Origin of the sequence: Cellulomonas sp. (assembly GCF_035634735.1) — a bacterium.
In the GTDB taxonomy this organism is placed as follows: domain Bacteria; phylum Actinomycetota; class Actinomycetes; order Actinomycetales; family Cellulomonadaceae; genus Cellulomonas.
The window spans coordinates 1-22,047 of the sequence record NZ_DASQCJ010000219.1 but is presented as its reverse complement, the minus strand read 5'-3'; the positions used below and the strand labels follow the sequence as shown (position 1 = coordinate 22,047).

Annotated in this window: 16 protein-coding genes; 13 read left to right on the top strand and 3 right to left on the bottom strand. The window is 76.7% G+C overall.

Going from position 1 to position 22,047, the window contains the following annotated elements; all coding sequences use genetic code 11:
• The first annotated feature begins 44 nt into the window (after nucleotides 1-44).
• From VER05_RS17755 to VER05_RS17745, 3 genes are read left to right on the top strand one after another with little or no spacing between them, the layout of a single operon-like run.
• The gene (locus VER05_RS17755) at nucleotides 45-485 is read left to right on the top strand and encodes an SAV_6107 family HEPN domain-containing protein (RefSeq protein ID WP_217614641.1); all 441 of its coding nucleotides are present in this window, start codon (nucleotides 45-47) and stop codon (nucleotides 483-485) included.
• Nucleotides 482-1,789 carry a DNA polymerase IV gene (gene dinB, locus VER05_RS17750; RefSeq protein WP_324846643.1) on the top strand — a complete coding sequence of 436 codons (1,308 nt, stop codon included), beginning with the start codon at nucleotides 482-484 and terminating at the stop codon, nucleotides 1,787-1,789. The genes VER05_RS17755 and dinB overlap by 4 nt, the downstream gene beginning before the upstream one ends.
• 37 nt (nucleotides 1,790-1,826) lie before the next feature.
• A complete protein-coding gene (locus VER05_RS17745) occupies nucleotides 1,827-2,219 on the top strand; it encodes a DUF3040 domain-containing protein (RefSeq protein WP_324846642.1) in 393 nt (130 codons plus the stop codon).
• A gap of 724 nt (nucleotides 2,220-2,943) precedes the next feature.
• On the opposite strand, the gene VER05_RS17740 is transcribed toward VER05_RS17745, so the two are convergent.
• Genes VER05_RS17740 through VER05_RS17730 form a run of 3 tightly spaced genes read right to left on the bottom strand, consistent with a single transcriptional unit; the run spans nucleotide 2,944 to nucleotide 7,456 of the window.
• Nucleotides 2,944-5,223: a DUF3488 and transglutaminase-like domain-containing protein gene (locus VER05_RS17740; protein WP_324846641.1), complete on the bottom strand. Its 2,280-nt coding sequence runs from the start codon at nucleotides 5,221-5,223 to the stop codon at nucleotides 2,944-2,946.
• Nucleotides 5,220-6,413, bottom strand: coding sequence for a DUF58 domain-containing protein (locus VER05_RS17735; RefSeq protein ID WP_324846640.1), 1,194 nt, complete (start codon nucleotides 6,411-6,413; stop codon nucleotides 5,220-5,222). Before VER05_RS17735 ends, VER05_RS17740 begins: the two co-directional genes overlap by 4 nt.
• A 26-nt stretch (nucleotides 6,414-6,439) precedes the next feature.
• Nucleotides 6,440-7,456: a MoxR family ATPase gene (locus VER05_RS17730; protein ID WP_324846639.1), complete on the bottom strand. Its 1,017-nt coding sequence runs from the start codon at nucleotides 7,454-7,456 to the stop codon at nucleotides 6,440-6,442.
• A 454-nt stretch (nucleotides 7,457-7,910) separates the two neighbouring features.
• Here VER05_RS17730 and mraZ point away from each other — a divergent pair, with 454 nt between their 5' ends.
• The 10 genes from mraZ to murC all read left to right on the top strand — a co-directional run.
• Nucleotides 7,911-8,345 carry a division/cell wall cluster transcriptional repressor MraZ gene (gene mraZ, locus VER05_RS17725; RefSeq protein ID WP_324846660.1) on the top strand — a complete coding sequence of 145 codons (435 nt, stop codon included), beginning with the start codon at nucleotides 7,911-7,913 and terminating at the stop codon, nucleotides 8,343-8,345.
• Between the two features lie 243 nt (nucleotides 8,346-8,588).
• Nucleotides 8,589-9,710, top strand: coding sequence for a 16S rRNA (cytosine(1402)-N(4))-methyltransferase RsmH (gene rsmH / locus VER05_RS17720; RefSeq protein WP_324846638.1), 1,122 nt, complete (start codon nucleotides 8,589-8,591; stop codon nucleotides 9,708-9,710).
• A complete protein-coding gene (locus tag VER05_RS17715; RefSeq protein WP_324846637.1) occupies nucleotides 9,707-10,117 on the top strand; it encodes a hypothetical protein in 411 nt (136 codons plus the stop codon). Before rsmH ends, VER05_RS17715 begins: the two co-directional genes overlap by 4 nt.
• Before the next feature lie 137 nt (nucleotides 10,118-10,254).
• Nucleotides 10,255-11,985 carry a penicillin-binding protein 2 gene (locus VER05_RS17710; protein WP_324846636.1) on the top strand — a complete coding sequence of 577 codons (1,731 nt, stop codon included), beginning with the start codon at nucleotides 10,255-10,257 and terminating at the stop codon, nucleotides 11,983-11,985.
• 94 nt (nucleotides 11,986-12,079) lie between these two features.
• Nucleotides 12,080-13,690 (top strand): UDP-N-acetylmuramoyl-L-alanyl-D-glutamate--2,6-diaminopimelate ligase, encoded by a 1,611-nt coding sequence (locus VER05_RS17705; protein WP_324846635.1) that lies wholly within the window; start codon nucleotides 12,080-12,082, stop codon nucleotides 13,688-13,690.
• Nucleotides 13,687-15,174 carry a UDP-N-acetylmuramoyl-tripeptide--D-alanyl-D-alanine ligase gene (locus tag VER05_RS17700; RefSeq protein ID WP_324846634.1) on the top strand — a complete coding sequence of 496 codons (1,488 nt, stop codon included), beginning with the start codon at nucleotides 13,687-13,689 and terminating at the stop codon, nucleotides 15,172-15,174. The genes VER05_RS17705 and VER05_RS17700 overlap by 4 nt, the downstream gene beginning before the upstream one ends.
• Nucleotides 15,171-16,247, top strand: coding sequence for a phospho-N-acetylmuramoyl-pentapeptide-transferase (mraY, locus tag VER05_RS17695; protein WP_324846633.1), 1,077 nt, complete (start codon nucleotides 15,171-15,173; stop codon nucleotides 16,245-16,247). The genes VER05_RS17700 and mraY overlap by 4 nt, the downstream gene beginning before the upstream one ends.
• Nucleotides 16,244-17,701 carry a UDP-N-acetylmuramoyl-L-alanine--D-glutamate ligase gene (gene murD, locus VER05_RS17690; RefSeq protein WP_414647652.1) on the top strand — a complete coding sequence of 486 codons (1,458 nt, stop codon included), beginning with the start codon at nucleotides 16,244-16,246 and terminating at the stop codon, nucleotides 17,699-17,701. Before mraY ends, murD begins: the two co-directional genes overlap by 4 nt.
• 11 nt (nucleotides 17,702-17,712) lie before the next feature.
• Nucleotides 17,713-18,945, top strand: coding sequence for a putative lipid II flippase FtsW (gene ftsW, locus VER05_RS17685; RefSeq protein ID WP_324846631.1), 1,233 nt, complete (start codon nucleotides 17,713-17,715; stop codon nucleotides 18,943-18,945).
• A gap of 90 nt (nucleotides 18,946-19,035) precedes the next feature.
• The coding region (murC, locus tag VER05_RS17680) for a UDP-N-acetylmuramate--L-alanine ligase (protein ID WP_324846630.1) at nucleotides 19,036-22,047 on the top strand (3,012 nt) is incomplete at its 3' end.

Here is a 22,047-nt window from a genome sequence, read left to right as displayed (position 1 = left end):
AACAGGTGTTCGATACTGGGTAGGTCGAGAGAGGGAGGTGCGCGATGCCGGTCAAGACCCTTCGTGCCCTGCGGAGTGCCGCGCCCGGGCTGTCGGGCCGCACGGCCGAGCTGCTGCAGCGCGCGGACGCGGAGCTCGTCGCCGCGCAGTTCTCGTCCGAGCCCTGGGAGCAGTTCACCCACGCGCACCTCGCCGCCCTCCGCGCCGGCGCGGCGGTGCTCGCCGAGCGGCAGCCGCTGTCTGCCCGCCGCGGGCCGCGCACCGTGTGGGAGCTGCTCGACCGGGTCGCGCCGGAGATGGGCCGCTGGTCCGCGTACTTCGCCGCCGGCGCGGGCCTGCGCGCGGCCGTGGACGCCGGGCGGTTCGACGCGGTGTCCGCCGAGCGCGCGGAGCAGGTGCTCTGCCACGCCGAGGACTTCCTCGACCTGGTCCGCGCGGAGCTGGAGAGCGCGGCGGTCGAGGTCGAGGCGGCGCGCGCCGGATGAGCCGGGGCCCGCGGTCGCAGGACGCGAAGCGCGACTGGGGCACCGAGGAGGACGGGTGCTCGATCCTGCACGTCGACATGGACGCGTTCTTCGCGTCGGTGGAGCTCGCGCGGCGTCCGCACCTGCGGGGCCGGCCGGTGATCGTCGGCGGGTCCGAGCGGTCGGTGGTGCTGGCTGCGACGTACGAGGCGCGCGCGTTCGGCGTCCACTCGGCGATGCCGATGGCCGCCGCGCTCCGCATGTGCCCGCAGGCGATCGTCGTCCCGCCCGACCACGCGGCCTACACCGAGGTGTCGCGCGGCGTCATGGAGGTGCTGCACGACGTCACCTCGATCGTCGAGCAGGTGAGCGTCGACGAGGCGTTCCTCGACGTGAGCGGCGCCCGGCGCCGGCTCGGCAGCCCCACTCGCATCGCCGCGCTCATCCGGGAGCGGGTGCACGCCCGGTACGGCATCACGTGCTCCGTCGGCATCGGCGCCACCAAGTTCGTCGCCAAGCTCGCCTCCGGCCACGCCAAGCCGGACGGGGTGCTGCTCGTGCCGAGGGCCGCGACCGTCGACTTCCTGCACGTGCTCCCGGTCGGCGCGCTGTGGGGCGTCGGGGAGCGGACGGCCGCGGCCCTGGAGCGGTGGGGTATCCGCACCGTGGCCGAGCTCGCCGGCAGCGACGTCGCCGTCGTGCAGCGCGCGGTCGGCAAGGTCGCGGGCGCGCACCTGCACGACCTGTCCTGGGGGCGGGACCCGCGGCCGGTGACGCCGGGGCGCGAGGAGAAGAGCGTCGGCGCGGAGGAGACCTTCGCCGCCGACACCCGGGACATGCGGGTGGTCGAGAGCAAGGCGCTCGAGCTCGCCGACCGGTGCGCGGGGCGGCTGCGCGCGCAGCGGCTCGTCGCACGCACCGTCGCCGTGAAGATCCGCACCTCCGACTTCCGGACGCTCAGCCGGTCGCGGACGCTGCCCCAGCCGACCGACGTCGGGCGCGAGCTCTACCTCGTCGCGCGGGACCTGCTCGCCGCGGCGGACCTGGGCGGGCTGCCGGTGCGGCTCGTCGGGGTGCGCGCGGAGGGGCTGCTGCCGGCCGCGGACGTGATCCGGCAGCCGACGCTGGACGAGGCGGCGGGGTCCAACCCGGACGCGCGGCGCGACGCCGAGCGGGCGATGGACCTGGTGCGCGCCCGGTTCGGGCGGTCGGCGATCGGTGCCGGGACCCCCGCCGTGGGGCGGTCCGCGCGGGACGTGTCGGCAGGGTCACCCGCTCCGGGGGAGCGCTCGACTTCCGACTTCGCCACCGGCCATCTATCCTGAGGTGAAGAAGTCCCGACGGCGGAGCACGGGGGTTGGAATGCCTCTCTCCGAGTACGAACAACGTGTACTGGAGCAGATGGAGCGTCAGCTCACGTCTGATGATCCCCGGCTCGCGAACACGCTGACATCGCGTGGGCGGAAGCCGGTCCTGCGGTACGTCCTGGGCGGCATCGGTGCCGTCGTAGGGCTGCTGCTCCTGGTGGTGGGCGCTGCGGCGTCCGAGGTGTGGCTCGGCGTGCTGGGCTTCGTCGTCATGTTCGCCTCCGTCGCGATCGCGTTCACGCGGCCGCGTCGCGGTGGCGGACCGGTCGGCGTCGTCCGGGCGGACGGCAGCACCGCACCACGCCCCTCTTCGGCCCCCAAGGCCAAGAAGGGCTTCATGTCCCGGATGGAGGACCGCTGGGACAAGCGGCGCGACCAGGGTCGTTGACGACCCCGCTCACGACCGACTGATCCCGCGGCACGACGCACCGGGCCCGCCTCGCGAGGGGCGGGCCCGCGCGCGTCCGGGGCCGGGGCGCGTGCGGGCCTTCGGCGCGCGTGGCGTGCCCGGGGGGCGTGCGGGCCCGGGGCGTGCGGGCTCGCGGCGCGAGTGGCGGGCTTGGGTGCGGCCGGCCTGCGGCACGAGTGGCGGCCCGGGTGTGTCCGGCCCCGGGGCGCGTGCGGCGTGCCTGCGCGCGCGAGCGTGGCCGTGTGGGGCGACTTGCCCGCCCGTCCGGAGTTCGTGCGCCTCGGGGTCGAGTCTGTGCGCGTCCGCGTCCAGGGCGCGCCGACGGTTGTCGCACCGCACGCACCGGTCCCTCACCGTCGCCGCCCGCGCCCGCGCCCGGCCTGTGCGGCGCCGCCAACCCGAGGTCGGTGCTTCGACGCGAGATCGGTGGTTCTAAACACCGATCTCGGCCGGGACCACCGACCTCGGCGCCGATGATCCGCCGAGATAGGGCCTCCGCGCCGAGATAGGGCCGTGGACGGTCCTATCTGGGGCGGGAGGTCCTATCTCGGCGCGGGCTCGGGGTGGCCCGGGGGCACGGCGCGGGCTCGGCGCGGACGGAGGCTCGGGGTGGACCCGGCGCGGAGCGGCGCGGGCCCGGGGCGGGGCGCACGGCTCGGCGCGGGCCCCGGCGCGGGGCGCCCGCGGGCGCCGGGCGCGCGGGTCAGGCCTCGGCGGGGCGCGGGCCGCGCGGGCCCGAGGCGGGGGCGTCGCCGGAGCCCGAGGCCGGGGCGTCGCCCGGCGCGCGGGTGCTCACGTCCGTCAGCACCGCCGCGACCCAGCCCTGGAGCTCGTCCGGGTCGTACGCCTCCGGGTCCGGCGCGTAGCGCTCGCGCTCGAGCGCCCCGGCCAGCGCCACCAGCGCCCGGTCGGCCTCCGGCCCGAGCGGCCGCCCGCGGCGCGCCTCGACCTGCGACCGGACGGCGGCGACCGCCTGCCGCGGCGTCCGGGAGTCCGGCCAGGTGATGCCCGCCCGCCGGAGCCGGTCGCGCAGCCGGCGCCAGGCGACCTCGGGGGCCAGTCGGAGCACGGGCCGGCGCCGGCGGCGGACGGCCAGCGCGGCGAGGACGCCCGCGGCCACGACCAGCAGCGCGACCACCGCGATGAGCGGTCCGCGGGTGCGCGGGTCGGCGACGACGCCCGGCAGGCCGCCCTGGTCCTGCGGCGCCGCGGTGGTGGCCGCCGCGCTCGGCGTGGTCGTCGACCGCGGGGTGCCGGCGGTCGGCGCGGTGGTCGGCGCGGCGGCGCTGAACGGGTTGCTCCACGACGGCGGCGGGCCGGTCTGCACGGCGGGGGTCGGCTCGAACCGGACCCACCCGGTGCCGGGGAAGTACAGCTCGGGCCACGCGTGCGCGTCGGCGCCGGTGACCCGGTAGGTGCGGTCGGTGCCGAGCTCGCCGGGCAGGAAGCCGACGCCGAGCCGCGCGGGGATGCCGAGGGTGCGCGCGAGGACCGTCATCGAGGTGGCGAACTGGACGCAGTACCCGCGCCGGCTCTGCAGGAAGTCCCAGACGGCGTCGTCGCTGCCGCCCGGCTCGATCGAGGTGTCGTACCGGAACTGGGTGCCGTCGCGGAAGTACGTCTGCAGGGCGAGCGCCTGGTCGTAGGCGGTCGTGGCGTCGGCGGTCAGCTCGGCGGCGAGGGCGCGCAGGTCGTCGGCGTGCTCGGTCTCGGGCACGCCGAGGTAGCCCTGCACCTCCTCCGGGACGTCGCCGCCCGCGGCCCGCAGCAGGTCGGGGCTCAGGTCGGGCACCTCGACGACCATCTCGTAGCCGCTGCCGGCCTCGGTGCGGCTCCGGCTGACGACCTCGTCGCGGGCGGCGTCGTAGGTCCACGGCCCGTCGATCCGCACGGTGCGCGGGAAGGTGCTGACCGGCAGGCGCTGCTCGCGCAGGGCGCCGACGCGGACCTGCACGTCCGTGAGCGTGCCGCGCTCGGCGTCGGGGACGGCGCCGACCAGCGACGGGTCGGAGGCGAGCAGGCCGTCGGGGTCCCACTCGGCCAGGTCGTCCGCGGGCTCGCGCTGCCAGGAGCGGCCGTCGAAGTCGCGCAGGGTGAAGGAGCGCAGCGGGCCGACGAGGGACGCGGTCGCGGCGGGCCCGTCCGCGTCGGGGTCGACGCGGTCGACGGTGTAGCTGAGCACCACCTGCGACGACTGGTCGCGCAGGCTCTCGCGCAGGTCCAGGTCGTCGGCGAGCCGGACCGGGCCGACCGCGCCGGTGCCGACGTCCGGCAGGTCGACCCAGGACCACGCGGGCAGCGCGGACACGGCGGGACCGGCGGCCAGCGTGACCACGACGAGCCCCGCGGCGCCGACCAGGACGACGCCGGCGCGCCGCCCCGAGCGGTCGCGGGACACCGGCGGCTGCGCCAGCGCGAGCAGCAGCAGGTAGCAGAAGCCGGTCGCGGCGAGCGCCCAGGTGCTCCCCGGGAAGCCCAGGACGACGGCGGGGGTCCACACGGCGACGTAGGCGATGCCGGTGAGCGCGGGCATGCCGCAGCCGACGGCGAGCAGGTCGGCCGCGAGGAACACCAGGACCGCCGCCGCCACGATGATCATCTCGACCGGCGGCCACACCGTCATCGGCACGACCGAGGTCTCGATCAGCTGCGAGGCCTGCTGCACGAGCTGTCCCGCGTGCTCGATCGTGCCCGGCCCGACCAGCAGCGGGTTGCCGCCCGGCGGCGTCGCGTAGAAGGCCAGCAGGGCGTACGCGGCCACGACCAGCCCGACCGCCGACGGCAGCCAGGTCGACCGGGTCAGGCTGCGGGTGCCGCCGACGACGAGGGCGGCGCCGGCGACGGCCAGGACCGCGTGCAGCACCCAGGCGCCGCCGGCGAGCAGGCCGGACATCGCGCCGAGCGCGGTGCACGCGGCGACGGCGGTCAGGGCGGTGGCCGCCGGGGACCGCCAGCCGCGGCGCAGGGCCGCCCCGCCGCTCACGCCGCGCCGCCCGTCAGCCGCCACCAGGTCGCCGCGAGGTCGGCGCCGGGCTCGACCTGCACGACGCGCCACCCGGCGCGGCGCAGCTGGCGGGCCGTGGCGGTCGCGGACTCGTCGTCGTCCGCGCCGCGCACCAGCGCCCAGCCGCGCCGGGTCTGGCTGACGCCGGCGAGCGCGGCGCGCCCGGCCGGGCCCTGCGGGCCGAGCACGGCGATGACGAGCCCGGACCCGCCGTCGGCGTCGTCCAGGCCCCGGATCTCCGCCAGCAGCGCGGCCTCCGCGGCCGCCGCGTCCGGCTGTCCGGCCAGGTCCACGGTCGAGTCCAGCAGCTGCTGCCGGCCGGGGGCCTCGAGCCGGGCGGCGTGCGGGTCGTCGGCGGCGGTGCCGGTGAGCAGGTGGGTCGGGTGGCCGGCGGCGTGGGTCGCGAGCGCGACGGACGCGGCCAGCGAGATGCACCACTCGAGCGCGTCGCCGGGGGCGGGCTGGTCGAGCAGCACGGTGACCGGCCGCATCCCGGCGCGCTCGTCGGACCGGACCACCAGCTCGCCGCGGCGGGCGCTGCTGGGCCAGTGCACGCGGCGCAGGTCGTCGCCGACCCGGTAGTCGCGGAGCGCGGCGTCGTCGGGGGCGGGGGACCGGGCGCCGACGACGGACCGCTCGGGCTCGGCGACCAGCAGCTCGCGCGGGACCGGCAGGTCGACGACCGACGGCCACACCGTGACCGTCTCGCGCGCGCCGAGGGTGGCGCGCACCCGGGCCACGCCGAACGGGTCGGTGCGGGTCACCACCAGCGGGCCGAGCGCCCACCGGCCGCGCCGGGTCGCCTGCACGGGGTAGCGCAGCCGGACGGCGCGGGGCTCGCGGGCGACGGTGGCGCGCAGCGGCCGCCCGCCGGACAGCTCGACGGCGGCCTGCTCGCGGAGCTGCAGGTCGGTGAGCCGCGCGCGGGACGCCCCGCGCGCCAGCCCGACCTCGACCTGCACGTCCGCGGTCCGGCCGACGTGCACCGGGTCGGGCTGCACGGTGCGCCGGGTCCGCAGGCCCTGGCCGCGGCCGGGGTCGACGACGCCCACCGCGAGCATGCCGAGCACCACGAGCAGCACCGGCAGCGTGCCGATGGTCAGCAGGTCGGTCGACCCGAACGCGGTGCCGGTCGCGCCCACGGCCAGGCCGAGGACCACGAGGCCCACCCCGCGTCGGGTCGGGCGCAGGCGCATCAGCCCGCCGCGGTCCGGTCGCGCACCGCGGAGCGGACCGGGGCGGCGACCGGCGCGGGGACGGCCACGCGGGCGACGAGGTCGCCGATCACGTCCTGGCCGCTGCGCCCGGAGAGCCGGGACTCGGCGCTGAGGATGACGCGGTGCGCGAGCACCGGCTCGGCCAGCTGCTGCACGTCGTCCGGGAGCACGTGGTCCCGGCCGTCGACGGCGGCGAGCCCCTTGGCGGCCCGGAGCAGCTGGATCGCGGCGCGCGGGGAGGCGCCGAGCCGCAGGGCCGGGTCGTCGCGGGTGCCGGCGACGAGGTCCACCACGTACTGCTTCACCGCGGGCGAGGCGTACAGGTGCCGGGTGGTGTCGATCAGGCGGGAGACCTGCTCCGCGTCGGTGACCGGCGTGACGTGCGCCAGCGGGTCGGAGGTCTCCTGGGTGTCGAGCATGGCGAGCTCGGCCTCGGCGCTCGGGTAGCCGACGGTCAGCCGGGCCATGAACCGGTCGCGCTGGGCCTCGGGGAGCGGGTACGTGCCCTCCATCTCGACCGGGTTCTGCGTGGCGACCACGAGGAACGGCCGGGGCAGCGGGTACGAGGTGCCGTCGACGGTGACCTGCGCCTCCTGCATGGACTCCAGGAGCGCGGACTGGGTCTTGGGCGAGGCGCGGTTGATCTCGTCGCCGATCACGATGTGCGAGAACACCGGCCCGGGCCGGAACTCGAACTCCTGGGTGGCGGCCCGGTAGATCGTGACGCCGGTCAGGTCGCTCGGCAGCAGGTCGGGCGTGAACTGCACGCGGCCGACGGTGCAGTCGATCGTCCGGGCGAGGGCCTTGGCCAGCGTCGTCTTGCCGACGCCGGGCACGTCCTCGAGCAGCAGGTGCCCCTCCGCGAGCAGCACCGCCACGGCGGTGCGGACCAGCTCGGGACGGCCGGTGACGACGCGGGCGATGCTCGCGCGCATCCGGTCCGTCACGGTGATGAGCTCGTCCATCTCGGACGCGCCGGGCACTGCTACGGGCATGGGGACCCCCTCGGTCGACTGGGGGAAGCCTAAGCGGCGCCGACCCCGGGCGGGAGGTGAACGTGCACCCGTCCTCCCCACTTCCCCCCACCCGGACCACCCCGGGGTCCTCCACTTCGCTCCCCGGGCTGGGGAGCCGGCGGGCGGCGGGTGGGGCCGCACGGGCTCTGACCTGCGACGACGCGGGGGAGGGCTCGGGGGAGCGGCGTCGGCCGCAGCCCCGCGAAGCGTCTGGCACGCCCCGCCGGGCACCCCGAACCCTCCACCGCGCTCCACCGGCCCTGACCTGCGCAGACGCGGCAACTTCACCCGCCTGCCGCCGATTCCCTCCGTGCGGGTGGAGCGAAGTGGAGTACCGTGGAGCCATCGGGTGCCGAGGGGTGCCCGTGCGCGCAGTCCGGGGGAGGTGGGCGACGTGGGGTTCGAGCAGGCGCTGGCCGGGCTCGGCTCCTCCGTGCCCTTCCTCGGGACGCACACCCCGAAGCTGGACGAGAAGGGGCGGCTGATCCTCCCGGCCAAGTTCCGCCCCCAGCTCGCCCAGGGCCTGGTCATGACCCGGGGCCAGGACCGCTGCCTGTTCCTGCTGCCGCTCGACGAGTTCGCGCGGATGCACGACAAGCTGCGCCAGGCCCCCGTGACCAGCAAGCAGGCCCGCGACTACCTCCGCGTGTTCCTGTCGGGCGCCTCGGACGAGACGCCCGACAAGCAGGGGCGCATCTCGATCCCCCCGATGCTGCGCTCCTACGCGGGGCTCGACCGGGACGTCGCCGTGATCGGCGCCGGCACCCGGGTCGAGGTCTGGGACCTCGAGGCGTGGGAGACGTACCTGGCGGAGCAGGAGGCCGGGTACGCCGAGACGGCGGAGGAGGTGTTCCCCGGCGCCTTCTGACCCGCAGCACCAGCAGCACCCCGCACGACCAGCTCCACCCAGCACCACCGCCCGGCGAGACCTCCCCCCGGCAGCTCTGACGCACTTCCCCGGCGTCAGAGGGCCGGTGGGGGATCTGGTCGGACGGCGGAGGGGCCGCCCGACCACCCCCGTGCCCCACGGAGCACCACGCACCACGCAGCACGCACCACCTCGCAAGCAGCACCCAGCACCCAGCACCCAGCACCGAGGAAGGAGACCCCCGTGCCCGACGCGCCCGAGCAGCCCGACCAGCCCGCCCGCCCCGAGCGCGACGCGGCGTCCCGCCACCTCCCGGTGCTCCTGCAGCGCTGCATCGACCTGCTCGCCCCCGCGCTCGCCGAGCCGGGCTCCGTCCTGGTCGACGCGACGCTCGGCATGGGCGGCCACACCGAGGGCGTGCTCGCGGCGCTGCCGCACGTGCGGGTCGTCGGCATCGACCGGGACCCCCAGGCGCTGCGCCTGGCGTCGGCGCGACTCGCCCCGTTCGGCGACCGGTTCACCCCGGTGCACGCGGTGTACGACGAGATCCCCGAGGTCGTCGAGCGCCTGGGGCTGCCCGGCGTGCAGGGCGTGCTGATGGACCTGGGCGTGTCCTCGCTGCAGCTGGACGAGGCCGAGCGCGGCTTCGCCTACGCGCAGGACGCCCCGCTGGACATGCGGATGGACCCGACCCGCGGCCGCACCGCCGCCGGGGTGCTCAACACCTACGACGAGGCGGACCTGGTCCGGGTGCTGCGCGAGTACGGCGAGGAGCGGTTCGCCGGCCGGATCGCCCGCCGGATCGTGCAGGCGCGGGAGAAGGCCCCGCTGGAGCGGACGTCCGAGCTGGTCGACCTCGTGCGCGCGGGCATCCCCGCGGCGGCCCGGCAGACGGGCGGCAACCCGGCCAAGCGCACGTTCCAGGCGCTGCGCATCGAGGTGAACGACGAGCTGGCGGTCCTGGCCCGGGCGATCCCGGCGGCGGTCGAGTCGCTGGTGGTCGGCGGCCGGATCGTCGTCGAGGCGTACCAGTCGCTCGAGGACCGCCTGGTCAAGCGCGCGTTCGCGGCCGGCGCCGAGATCAGCGCCCCGCCCGGGCTCCCCGTGGTCCCGGACACGCACGCGCCGTACCTGCGGCTGCTCACCCGCGGCGCGGAGGAGGCGGACGCCGCCGAGCTCGCCCGCAACCCGCGCTCGCAGTCCGTGCGGCTGCGCGCCGCCGAGCGGCTGCGCCCGACGCCGGAGCACCTGCGCCCGGGCCGCGGCGACGCCGGCAGTACCGGCGGTCCGGGCGCCCGCCGCCCGGACCGCACCCGCAGTCCCCGCACGCCCCGCACCCCGAACGGACCGAGGAGAACCGCATGAGCGCCGAGCAGGCCGTCCGCGCACCGCGCGTCCGCCCCGCCCCGTCCGCCGCGCCCCGGTCCGCCCCCGAGCGGCCGCGGCTCCGGCTGGTCCGCCCGCCGGCGCAGGCGCGCACCCACGTGCCGTTCGTCGTGACGTGCATGGCGATCCTGGCCGGCGCTCTGCTCGCCGCGCTGCTGCTCAACACGCAGCTCGCGGCCGGCGCCTACGAGCAGCGCTCGATGGACGTCGAGCTCGCCCAGCTCGCGCGGGACGAGCAGTCGCTGTCCGCCGAGCTCGACGCGAACAAGGCGCCCGCGAAGCTCGCCGAGAGCGCCACGGCGCTCGGGATGGTGCCCGCCGGCTCGACCGGGTGGCTGCGGCTCGCGGACGGGACGGTGCAGGGCGACGTCGGGGCCGGGCAGTGAGCACGCCCACCACCCGGCGCACCGCCGCGCCCGCCCGCCCGGTGCGGGCCCCGGCCCGTCGGCCGGCGACCGGCCTCCCGACCCAGCGCGGCCCCCGCGGCCCCTGGTCGCCGCGCCCGGGCGGCCCGAGCGTCGCCTTGCTCGACCGCCGCCGCACGGTGCTCGTCGTGGTCGTCGCCCTGCTGCTGACCGTGTTCTCCGGCCGGCTGCTCTGGCTGCAGGGGGTCGGCGGCGACGCGATCGCGGCGGAGGCGCTGCAGAACCGCCTGACCACCTCGCAGCTCGTCGCCGCGCGCGGCACGATCACCGACAGCGAGGGCGAGGTGCTCGCGACCTCGGTCGACCGGTACGACATCGTGGTGAACCAGCGCCTGCTGAAGACCTGGTCGACGACCGAGGACGGCACCACCTACTCGGGCGCCGCCGGCGCCGCGCAGCTCATGGCCCCGATCCTCGGCGTCAACGCGGCCGAGCTCGGCGCGACGCTCGACGGCGACGCCGGCTACAAGTACGTCGTCAAGAACGTGCTGCCCGAGGTGTGGCAGGCGGTCCGCGAGCTGCGGATCAACGGCATCACCTCCGAGCAGGTGGCCGAGCGCGTCTACCCGAACGGCAACCTGGCCGGCAACCTGCTGGGCTGGGTCAACTCGGAGGGGAACGGCGCGCAGGGCCTGGAGTCGACGCTGGACGCCGAGCTGTCCGGGACCCCCGGCGAGACGACGTACGAGCGGGGCCGGGGCGGCCAGCAGATCCCGGGCGGCTTCGAGGAGTCGACCGCCGCGACCGACGGCCGCAGCGTGCAGCTCACCATCAACTCGGACATCCAGTGGAAGGCCCAGCAGGCGATCGAGCAGCGGGTCGCGGACACCCAGTCCGACTCCGGCACGATCGTCATGACCTCGGTCAAGACCGGCGAGGTGCTGGCGATGGCCGAGTCCCGCACGGTCGACCCCAACGACCCCGGCGCCGACGACACGCTGTGGGGCGGGTCCAGCGCCGTGTCCGACGTCTTCGAGCCCGGCTCGACCGCGAAGATCATCACGATGGCGGCGGCGATCGAGACCGGCATCACGGACCCGCTCGAGCAGTACACGGTGCCGTACAACTACACGACGGCCAACGGGCAGACCTTCAAGGACTCGCACGAGCACGCCGGCATGCAGCTGACGACGACGGGCATCCTCGCGGAGTCGTCGAACACCGGCACCGTGATGATCGGCCAGGACCTGCCCGAGCAGGTGCGGCACGACTACCTGTCCAAGTTCGGCTTCGGCCAGAAGACCGGCATCGAGCTGCCGGCCGAGCAGGCGGGCCGGCTGTGGGACGCCGACAAGTGGGACGGCCGCACCAAGTACGCGGTGCTGTTCGGCCAGGGTCTGTCGGTGACCGCGCTGCAGGCGACCGACGTGTTCGCGACGATCGCCAACGGCGGCGTCCGGGTCACCCCGCACCTGGTCAAGGGCTGGACCGAGCCGGACGGCACGTACACCCCGGCGCAGGCGGCCGAGACGACCCAGGTGGTCTCGCCCGAGACCGCGCAGACGGTGCTCACCATGATGGAGAGCGCGGTCGACGAGGGCACGGGCTCCGCCGCGGCGATCCCGGGCTACCGCGTGGCCGGCAAGACCGGCACCGCCCAGGCCTGGGCCGCCGACGGCACCCAGGGCATCACCGCGTCGTTCATCGGCGTGGCCCCGGCGGACAACCCCGAGATCGCCGTCAGCGTGGTCCTGCACAACCCGCGGACGTCCGAGTGGGGCGGCACCGTGGCCGCGCCGGTGTTCTCCGACGTCGCCGGCTACGCGCTCACCGAGCTCGGCATCGCCCCCAGCGGGACGCAGCCGCAGCTCTTCCCGACCACGTGGTGAGCCCCGTGCGCGCCACCCGCTCCAACGCGCCCGCGGGCGCCCGCCCGGCCGCCCCGGTCGCGGGGGCCCGTGGCCCGCGCGGTAGATTCTCCCTATGACGTCCCCGCAGGGCCGGCTGCGCCCGGAGCACCCCCACAGCCGCCGGGTCGCCGACCTCGCCGACGCGTTCGGGCTCGTCAGAGCCGGTGCGGCGCTGCCGGCGGACCTGCTGACCTCGGGGATCACGGTCGCGAGCGGCGACGCCCTCCCGGGCGACCTGTTCGTCGCCGTGCCCGGCGCGCACACCCACGGCGCGACCCACGCGGGGCAGGCGCTGGCCGCCGGCGCCGTGGCGGTCGTCACGGACCGGGCCGGCGCGCAGGTGCTGGCCGCCTCCGACGACCCCGCCGTGCGCGCCGTCCCGGTGCTGGTGACCGACGACCCGCGCGCCCTCGCGGGCGTCCTGGCGGCCGAGCTGCACGAGCACCCCGGCCGCCGCCTGACGACCGTCGGCGTGACCGGCACCAACGGCAAGACCACGACGATGTACTTCGTCGAGGCCGCGCTGCGCCGGCAGCACGAGCGCACGATCGTCATGGGCACGGTCGAGCTGAAGATCGGCGACGAGGCGATCGAGAGCCCGCGCACGACGGTCGAGGCGCCGGTCGTGCAGTCGATCCTGGCCCGCGGCCTGGAGCTCGGCGCCACCGCCGCCGCGATGGAGGTGTCCTCGCACGCGCTCGCGCTCGGCCGGATGAACGGCCTGGAGCTCGGCGTCGCGGGGTTCACGAACCTGCAGCGCGACCACCTCGACTTCCACGGCGACATGGAGGGCTACTTCCGCGCCAAGGCCCAGCTGTTCCGGGCCGGCCACGCGCGCCGCGGCGTCGTGGTGGTCGACGACGAGTGGGGCCGCCGGCTGGCCGGCGAGGCCGAGATCCCCGTCGACACGGTGGCGACGCACGTCGGCGCCCCGGAGGGCGAGACGGCCGACTGGGCCGTGACCGAGGCGGACGTGGGCCTGGACGGCGTGGGCTCGACGTTCACGCTGCGCGGGCCGGACGGCGCGGAGCACCGCGCCGCGAGCCCGCTGCCGGGCCTGGTCAACGTGTCGAACGCCGCGCTGGCCGTCGTGCTCGCGCACCGCGCCGGCGTGCCGCTGGACGTCGCGATCGACGCCGTCGGCACCGCGTCGGGCGTGCCCGGCCGGATGGAGCGCGTGATCGAGCGCCGCGGCGGGGCGAGCCCGCGCCCGCTGTGCCTGGTCGACTACGCGCACACCCCGGACGCCCTGGTCCTGGCGCTGGAGGCCGTGCGGCCGATCACGCCGGGCCGGCTCATCATCGTCTTCGGGTCGGACGGCGACCGCGACCGCGGCAAGCGGCCCCTCATGGGCCGGATCGCCGCGCGCCTCGCGGACGTGCTGGTCGTCACCGACGAGAACCCCCGCTCGGAGGACCCCGCGTCCATCCGGGCCGCCATCCTGGACGGGGCGCGCGAGGAGCGCCCCGCGCTGGCCGACGTGCACGAGGCCGTCAGCCGCACCCAGGCCATCCACGACGCCCTCGACCTCGCGACGGAGCTGGACACCATCATCATCACGGGCAAGGGCCACGAGCCGACCCAGGAGATCGCCGGGGTCTTCCACCGGTACAACGACCGCGACGTGCTGCGGGCGGCCGACGCCGCGCTGGCGGCGCGCGAGGCGCAGGGGCAGACCGCGTGATCGCCATGACGGCGGCGGAGGTCGCCGAGGCGACCGGCGGGCGCCTGCACCCCGCGGACCTGGACCCGGCGACGGTCGTGACCGGCCCGGTCGTGGTCGACTCGCGCCAGGTGGAGCACGGCTCGCTGTTCGTGGCGCTGCCCGGCGAGCACGTGGACGGCCACGACTTCGCGGGCGCCGCGGTGCGCGCGGGCGCCACGCTGGTGCTCGGCGCGCGCCCGGTCGCGCACGACGGCCCCGACGACGGCGCCCCCACGGCGCTGCCGGTGTGCGTGGTGGACGACGTCGAGAAGGCGCTCGGCGACCTGGCCCGCGTGGTCCTCCAGCGGCTGCGCGAGGCGGCCGTCGAGCCCGGCGGCACCGACCTGCGGGTCATCGGCGTCACGGGCTCGGTCGGCAAGACGACCACCAAGGACCTGCTGGCGCAGCTGTGCGCGGCGGCGGGCCCGACGGTCGCGCCGGAGAAGTCGTTCAACAACGAGATCGGCCTGCCGCTGACGGTGCTCCGCGCCGACGAGCAGACCCGGTTCCTCGTGCTGGAGATGGGCGCGTCCGGGATCGGGCACCTCACCTACCTCACGGACATCGCGCCGCCCGACGTGGCGGTGGTGCTCGTGGTGGGCCACGCGCACCTCGAGGGCTTCGGCGGGATCGAGGCCGTGGCGCGCGCCAAGGCCGAGCTGGTCGCCGGGCTGGCCCCGGACGGCGTCGCGGTGCTGAACGCGGACGACCCGCGCGTGCTCGCGATGGCGGCGCACGCGCCGGGCGCCGTCGCGACCTTCGGCACGACCACGGGCGCCGACGTGCGCGCGGTGGGCCTGCGGGTCGACCGCGCCGGGCGCGCCGGGTTCACGCTCGACGCCGGGCGGGTGCCGCCGGTCGAGGGCGACGGCTCGCGGGAGACCGCCGAGGTCACCCTGCGGCTGGTCGGGGAGCACCACGTGCACAACGCGCTGGCCGCGGCCGCGGCCGGGCTGGCCGTCGGGCTGCCGCTCGCGGACGTGGCGGCGGGCCTGTCCGCCGCGGACGCGATCAGCCCGCACCGGATGCACGTCGTGGACCGCCCCGACGGGATCACCGTCATCGACGACTCGTACAACGCGAACCCGGACTCCATGCGGGCCGCCCTGCGCGCGCTCGCCGTGGTGTCGGGGCGCGAGCGCCGGTCGGTGGCCGTGCTCGGCGAGATGATGGAGCTCGGCGAGGACGCGCGCCGCGAGCACGAGGCGATCGGCCTCCAGGTGGTCCGGCTGAACGTCGGCCTGACCGTCGTGGTGGGGCCCGGCGCGCTGGGCATCTTCGCCGGCGCGCAGCGCGAGGGATCCTGGGGCGACGAGGTGGTCATGGTCGACGACGTCGAGGCGGCGACCGCGTTCCTCGAGCGCGAGCTGCGCGCGGGCGACGTGGTGCTGCTCAAGGCGTCGAACGGCGCGGGCCTGTGGCGCCTGGGCGACCTGCTGACGGACGCGGGGGTGCGGGCATGATCTCCGTCCTCGTCGCCGGCGGCGTCGCGATGGTCGTCGCGCTGCTCGCCACGCCGCTGTTCATCAACTTCCTGGTCAACCGGCAGTACGGCCAGTTCATCCGCCAGGACGGCCCGACCGCGCACTACACCAAGCGCGGCACGCCGACGATGGGCGGCGTCGTCATCATCGGGGCCACGCTGATCGGCTTCGGGGTCGCGGCCCTGGTCACCGGGAACCTGCCGAGCGCGTCCGCGCTGCTCGTGCTGTTCCTCATGACCGGCCTGGGCGTCGTGGGCTTCCTGGACGACTACATCAAGATCTCCCGGCAGCGCAGCCTCGGGCTGTCGGCGCGGTGGAAGATCGTCGGCCAGGGCTTCGTCGGCATCACGTTCGCGGTGCTGGCGCTGCAGTTCCCCGACGCCACGCTGCGCACGCCCGCGTCGACCAGCATCTCGTTCATCCGGGACACCGGCCTGGACCTGGCGTTCGCCGGGGCCACGATCGGCGCGATCCTGTTCGTGATCTGGGCGAACTTCCTGATCACCGCGTGGTCGAACGCCGTGAACCTCACGGACGGCCTGGACGGCCTGGCCACCGGCTCGTCGCTGATCGTGTTCGGCGCGTACGTCATCGTCTGCGTGTGGCAGTTCAACCAGCGCTGCGGGCTCGCGGAGAACCTCAAGTGCTACGCCACCCGCGACCCGCTGGACATGGCCGTGGTCGCCGCGGCCGTCACGGGCGCGTGCTTCGGCTTCCTGTGGTGGAACGCCAGCCCCGCCAAGATCTTCATGGGCGACACCGGCTCGCTCGCCCTCGGCGGCGCGCTCGCCGGCATGTCGATCGTCACCCGCACCGAGGTGCTCGCGGCGATCATCGGCGGCCTGTTCGTCATCATCGTGCTGTCGGACGTCATCCAGATCGGCTTCTTCAAGATGACCGGCAAGCGGGTGTTCAAGATGGCGCCGCTGCACCACCACTTCGAGCTGTCGGGGTGGGGCGAGGTCACGATCGTGATCCGGTTCTGGCTGATCGCCGGGCTGTTCGTCTCGCTCGGCATCGGGATCTTCTACGCGGAGTGGGTGACGGGCTGACCGTGGCTGCCGACCTGACCACCCCCGAGGGTCTGGGCCGGGCGCGGGTCGTCGTCGCCGGGCTCGGCGTGTCCGGGCGGGCCGCGCGCGACGTGCTGGCCGGCCGCGGCGCGCGCGTGACGACCGTCGACGACCGCGCGCCGGACGCCGACGCGTCCGACGTGGCCGCGTTCCTCGCGGCCGACGGCCTCGCGGGGGTCGACGTCGTCGTGGCCTCGCCCGGCTGGCCGCCGGCGCACCCGCTGCTCGCCGCCGCCCGCGCCGCCGGCGTGCCGGTGTGGAGCGAGGTCGAGCTGGCCTGGCGGCTGCGGGTCGACCGGGACTCCGGCGACGGCCCCGCGCCGTGGCTCGCGGTGACCGGCACCAACGGCAAGACCACGACGGTCGAGATGCTGGCCTCCGTGCTGCGCGCGGCGGGCCGGCGCACCGCCGCGGTCGGCAACGTCGGCACCCCCGTGGTCCTGGCCGCGACCGACCCGGCGCTGGACGTGCTCGCGGTCGAGCTGTCGTCGTTCCAGCTGCACCACACGGAGTCGATGGCCGCGCAGGCCGCGGCCGTGCTCAACGTCGCCGCCGACCACCTGGACTGGCACGGCTCGCTCGACGCGTACGCCGCCGACAAGGGCCGGATCTACGCCGGGGTCGAGATCGCCTGCGTGTACAACGCCGCCGACCGCACCACCGAGGACCTGGTCCGCGAGGCCGACGTGGCGGACGGGGCGGTCGCCGTGGGATTCACCCTCGGCTCGCCCGGCGTCGGGCAGGTCGGGCTCGTCGACCGGATGCTCGTCGACCGCGGGTTCGCCGCGCTGCGGCACACGCACGCCGCCGAGCTCGCGACGTTCGACGACCTGGCGCACCTGGCCGGCCCGGACGGGCTCGCGCCGCACGTGGTGCAGGACGCCCTGGCCGCCGCGGCCCTGGCGCTCGCGCACGGCGTGCCGCCCGAGGCCGTGGGGGCGGGCCTGCGCGCGTACGCGCCGGGCGCGCACCGGATCACCACCGTCGCCGAGGTCGACGGGGTGCGGTACGTCGACGACTCCAAGGCCACCAACGCGCACGCCGCCGCCGCCTCGCTCGCGTCGTTCGCCGAGGGCAGCGTCGTGTGGATCGCCGGCGGGCTCGCCAAGGGCGCCACCTTCGACGACCTGGTCGCCCGGCGTGCGGACCGGCTGCACGCCGTCGTGCTCATCGGCGAGGACCCCGCGCCGCTCGCCGACGCGCTCGCCCGACACGCGCCGCAGGTCCCCGTCGTCCGCGTCGATCCCGGTGACACTGGGTCCGTGATGTCCCGCGCCGTGACCGAGGCCCGCCGCCTGGCGGAGTCCCGCGCCGCGGCCGGCACCACGGTCCTGCTCGCACCCGCGTCCGCCTCGATGGACCAGTTCGCCTCGTACGCCGCGCGCGGCGAGGCGTTCGCCGCCGAGGTGCGCGCCCTGCACCCGAGGGGGTGACCCCGGCGCCGATGGCCCAGACGACCGACGCCCCGGCACCGCGCACCGCCGAGCGGCGACCCTCCCGGCTCGGGCAGTGGAACAGCGCGGTCACGAGCTACTACCTGCTCGTCGGCGCGAGCCTGCTGCTGCTCGTGCTCGGGCTCGTCATGGTGCTGTCGTCGTCGTCGGTCGAGTCGCTGGCCTCGGGCGGCTCGCCGTACGCGGTGTTCTTCAGCCAGGCGCAGTACGCGCTGATGGGCCTGCCGCTCATGTGGCTCGCGTCGCGCATCCGGCCGGGGACCTACCGGAAGCTCGCGTGGCCGCTGCTCGGCCTCGGCCTGTTCGCGCAGCTGCTGGTCTACACGCCGCTCGGCCGCGGCAAGGGCGGCAACACCGGCTGGATCGTCGTCGGCGGGTTCTCGGCGCAGCCGTCGGAGGCGCTGAAGCTCGCGCTGGTGGTCTGGCTCGGGATGATCCTCGCGCGCAAGCAGCCGCTGTTCGACGACTGGAAGCACGCGGCCGTCCCGGCGCTGCCGGTCGCCGCCGGGGCCGTCGGCATGGTGCTGCTGGGCCACGACCTCGGCACCGCGATCATCATGCTGATCCTGGTGGCCGGCGCGCTGTTCGTCGCCGGGGTGCCGATGCGGATCTTCGCGGGCGCCGGGATCGCGGCCGCCGTCGGCGTCGCGCTGCTGGCGACGGTCAGCCAGAGCCGTGTCGACCGGATCATGAACTGGTTCACCGGCGAGTGCGACGTCACCGCCGGCTGCTACCAGACGATGCACGGCATGCAGGCGCTGGCCACCGGCGGCTGGTTCGGCCTCGGCCTGGGCCAGAGCCGCGAGAAGTGGTCCTACCTGCCCGAGGCGCACAACGACTTCATCTTCGCGATCATCGGCGAGGAGCTCGGCCTGATCGGCACGCTCCTCGTGCTGGCGCTGTTCGGCGTGCTGGCGTTCGCGATGTTCCGGGTGATCGCCCGGCACCGCGACCCGTTCGCCCAGATCGTGACCGGCGGCGTCGCCGCGTGGATCATCGGCCAGGCGCTGGTGAACATGGGCGTGGTCGTCGGCCTGCTGCCCGTCATCGGCGTGCCGCTGCCGCTGGTGTCCGCGGGCGGGTCGGCGCTCATCACCACCCTCGTCGCGCTCGGCGTCGTCATCTCGTTCGCGCGCACCGAGCCGGGCGCCGCGGAGGCGCTCGCCGCGCGGCCCAGCGTGGTGCGCCGGTCGCTCGCCGTGATCGGGCGGACCCGTGCCTGACCGCCGCGCCGCCGCCGGCGGCCGCCCCACCCCGACCTGAGCGGCCACCCGCCGCGCCCGACCCGCCCGCCCGTGACCCCGGAGGATTCTGTGACCGCACCCGACGCCCCCACCGGCCCGGCGGAGGGCGCCGAGCCCCGTCCGCGCGCGGTCCTGCTCGCCGGCGGGGGCACGGCCGGGCACGTGAACCCCCTGCTCGCGGTGGCGGAGGAGCTGCGCGCCCGCGACCCCGAGCTGCGGGTCGCCGCGCTGGGCACGGCGGAGGGCCTGGAGTCCCGCCTGGTGCCGGAGCGCGGGCTCGAGATGTTCGTGGTGCCGAAGGTGCCGCTCCCGCGCCGGCCCACCCTCGACTGGGTGCGGCTGCCGCGGCTGCTGCGCGAGGCCGTCGACGCGGCCGGCGCCGCGATCGACGAGCTCGGCGCGGGCGCGGTCGTCGGCTTCGGCGGCTACGTGTCGACCCCCGCCTACCTCGCCGCCCGGTCCCGGGGCGTGCCGGTGGTCGTGCACGAGCAGAACGCCCGCGCGGGGCTCGCGAACCGGCTGGGCGCGCGCCGGGCCGCCGCGGTGGCGGTGACCTTCCCCGGGACCCGGCTGCCGCGGGCGCAGGTGACCGGCCTCCCGCTGCGCCCGGAGATCGTCGACCTGCTGGCCGAGCGCGCGGCGGACGCGGGCGCGACCCGGCGCCGGGCCGCGGCCGAGCTCGGCTTCGACCCCGAGCGGGTCACGCTGCTGGTCACCGGCGGCTCGCTCGGCGCCCTGTCGGTGAACCGCGCGGTGGCCGCCCAGGCGCGCGCGATCCTCGGCACCGGGGCCGAGGTGCTGCACCTCACCGGCGCCGGCAAGGCCGAGGACGTGCGCGCGGCGGTGCGCGGCGTGCCCGGCGCGGAGCGGTACCACGTGCGCGAGTACCTGGCCGAGATGGAGCAGGCGCTGGCCGTCGCGGACCTGGTGGTCTGCCGGTCCGGCGCGGGCACCGTGAGCGAGCTCGCGGCCCTCGGCATCCCCGCGGTGTACGTGCCGCTGCCGGTCGGGAACGGCGAGCAGCGGCTCAACGCCCAGCCGGTCGTCGCCGAGGGCGGCGGCGTGCTGGTGGCGGACGAGGCGCTGACGGGGGAGTGGATCGCCGCCCACCTGCTGCCGCTGCTGGCGCCCGAGGCCGCCGACCGGCGCCGGGAGATGGGCGAGGCGGCCGCGCGGGTCGGCGTACCGGACGCGGCCGGGCGGGTCGCGGACCTGGTCGAGGACGCGCTGGCCGAGGGTGAGCGGCTCGCGGCCGAGCGCGCCGAGGCGGAGCGCCTGGCGGCCGAGCAGGCCGCGGCGCACGAGGCGGCGGAGGCCGAGCGCGCGGAGCGGGCCGAGCAGGACCGGCTCGCCGCCGAGCGCGGTGCGGCCGAGCCGGTCGCCGCGGGGTCGGCGGCGGAGGCGGAGGCGGACGCGGGGGGCGACGAGGCCGACGCGGGCCCGGCTCCGCTGACCGTCGCGACCCCGGCCGTCGCCCCGGACCCGGCGGCGCCGGGCGCCCCGGCCGCCGGCGACCGCCCCACGGCCGTCGGCACCCTGGCCGACCTCGGCCGGGTGCACCTGGTCGGCGTCGGCGGCGCCGGCATGTCCGCGGTCGCCGGCCTGCTGGCCGCGCGCGGCCTGGCCGTGTCCGGCTCCGACGCCCAGGAGGGGCCGGCCCTCGACGGGCTGCGCGCCGCGGGCGTCACCGTGCACGTCGGCCACGACGCCGCGCACGTCGAGGACGTCGACTCCGTCGTGCTGTCCAGCGCCATCCGGGAGACCAACCCCGAGCTGGTGCGGGCGCGCGAGCGCGGCCTGCCGGTGCTGCACCGCTCCGAGGCGCTGGCCGCGCTGATGGCCGGACGGATCGGGATCGCGGTGGCCGGCGCGCACGGCAAGACCACGACGTCGGCCATGGTCGCCACGGCGCTGACCGCGGCCGGCCGCGCGGACGCGGTGCTCGACCCGTCGTACGCGATCGGCGGCACGGTGCTCACCCCCGAGGGCGCGACCCCCGGCTACCGGACCGGCGCCGGCGAGGCGTTCGTCGCCGAGGCCGACGAGTCGGACGGCTCGTTCCTGGCCTACGCGCCGGCGGTCGCGATCGTCACCAACGTGGAGCCCGACCACCTGGACCACTACGGCACCACCGAGGCGTTCGAGGCCGCGTTCGCGGCGTTCGCCGACCGGGTGCTGGACGGCGGCGCGCTGGTCGCGTGCCTCGACGACCCCGGCGCGGCGCGCCTGCTGGCCGAGGTCGGCGACCGGCTGACCCGGCGCGGCGTCCGGGTGCTCACCTACGGCACGGACGCGTCGATCGGCGAGCTCGGGCCGGACCTCGTCGTCGGCCCGGTCGTCGACGCCGGCGGCACCTGGCGCACCACGCTGACCTCCCGGTCGGCCGAGGTGCCCGGCGCCGACCTGGCGCTGGCGGTCCCCGGGGACCACAACGCCGCGAACGCCGCCGCCGCCTACCTCGCGGCCTGGGCCGTGGGCGCCGACCCGGCCGCGGTCGCCGCCGGGCTCGGGGAGTTCCGCGGCACCGGCCGCCGGTTCGAGGACCGCGGCACCGCGGGTGGCGTGCGGGTGGTCGACGACTACGCCCACCACCCGACCGAGGTCGCCGCGCTGCTGCGCACCGCGCGGGGCGTCGCCGGCGACGGCGCGGTGCACGTGCTGTTCCAGCCGCACCTCTACTCCCGCACCCGCACGTTCGCCGCCGAGTTCGGCGCGGCGCTCGACCTCGCGGACACGGTCGTCGTCACCGACGTGTACGCGGCGCGCGAGGACCCGGACCCCGAGGTCTCGGGCGACACGATCGTCCAGCGCGTGCCCACGCCCGGGCGCGCGCGGTTCGTCGCCGACCGGCACGAGGCGGCGCGCGCCGTCGCGGCCGCGGCGGCGCCGGGGGACCTGGTGCTCACCGTGGGCGCCGGCGACGTGACCCGGCTCGGGGCCGTGGTGCTGGCGGCGCTGGCGGGGGCGGGGGCCGACACGTCGGCCGAGGCCGACACCGGCGATGCGCGCGCCGATGCCGACGAGCCCGCCGAGGCCGACGCGCCCGCCGACGCCGGCCGCCCGGCCGGCCCGGCCGACCCC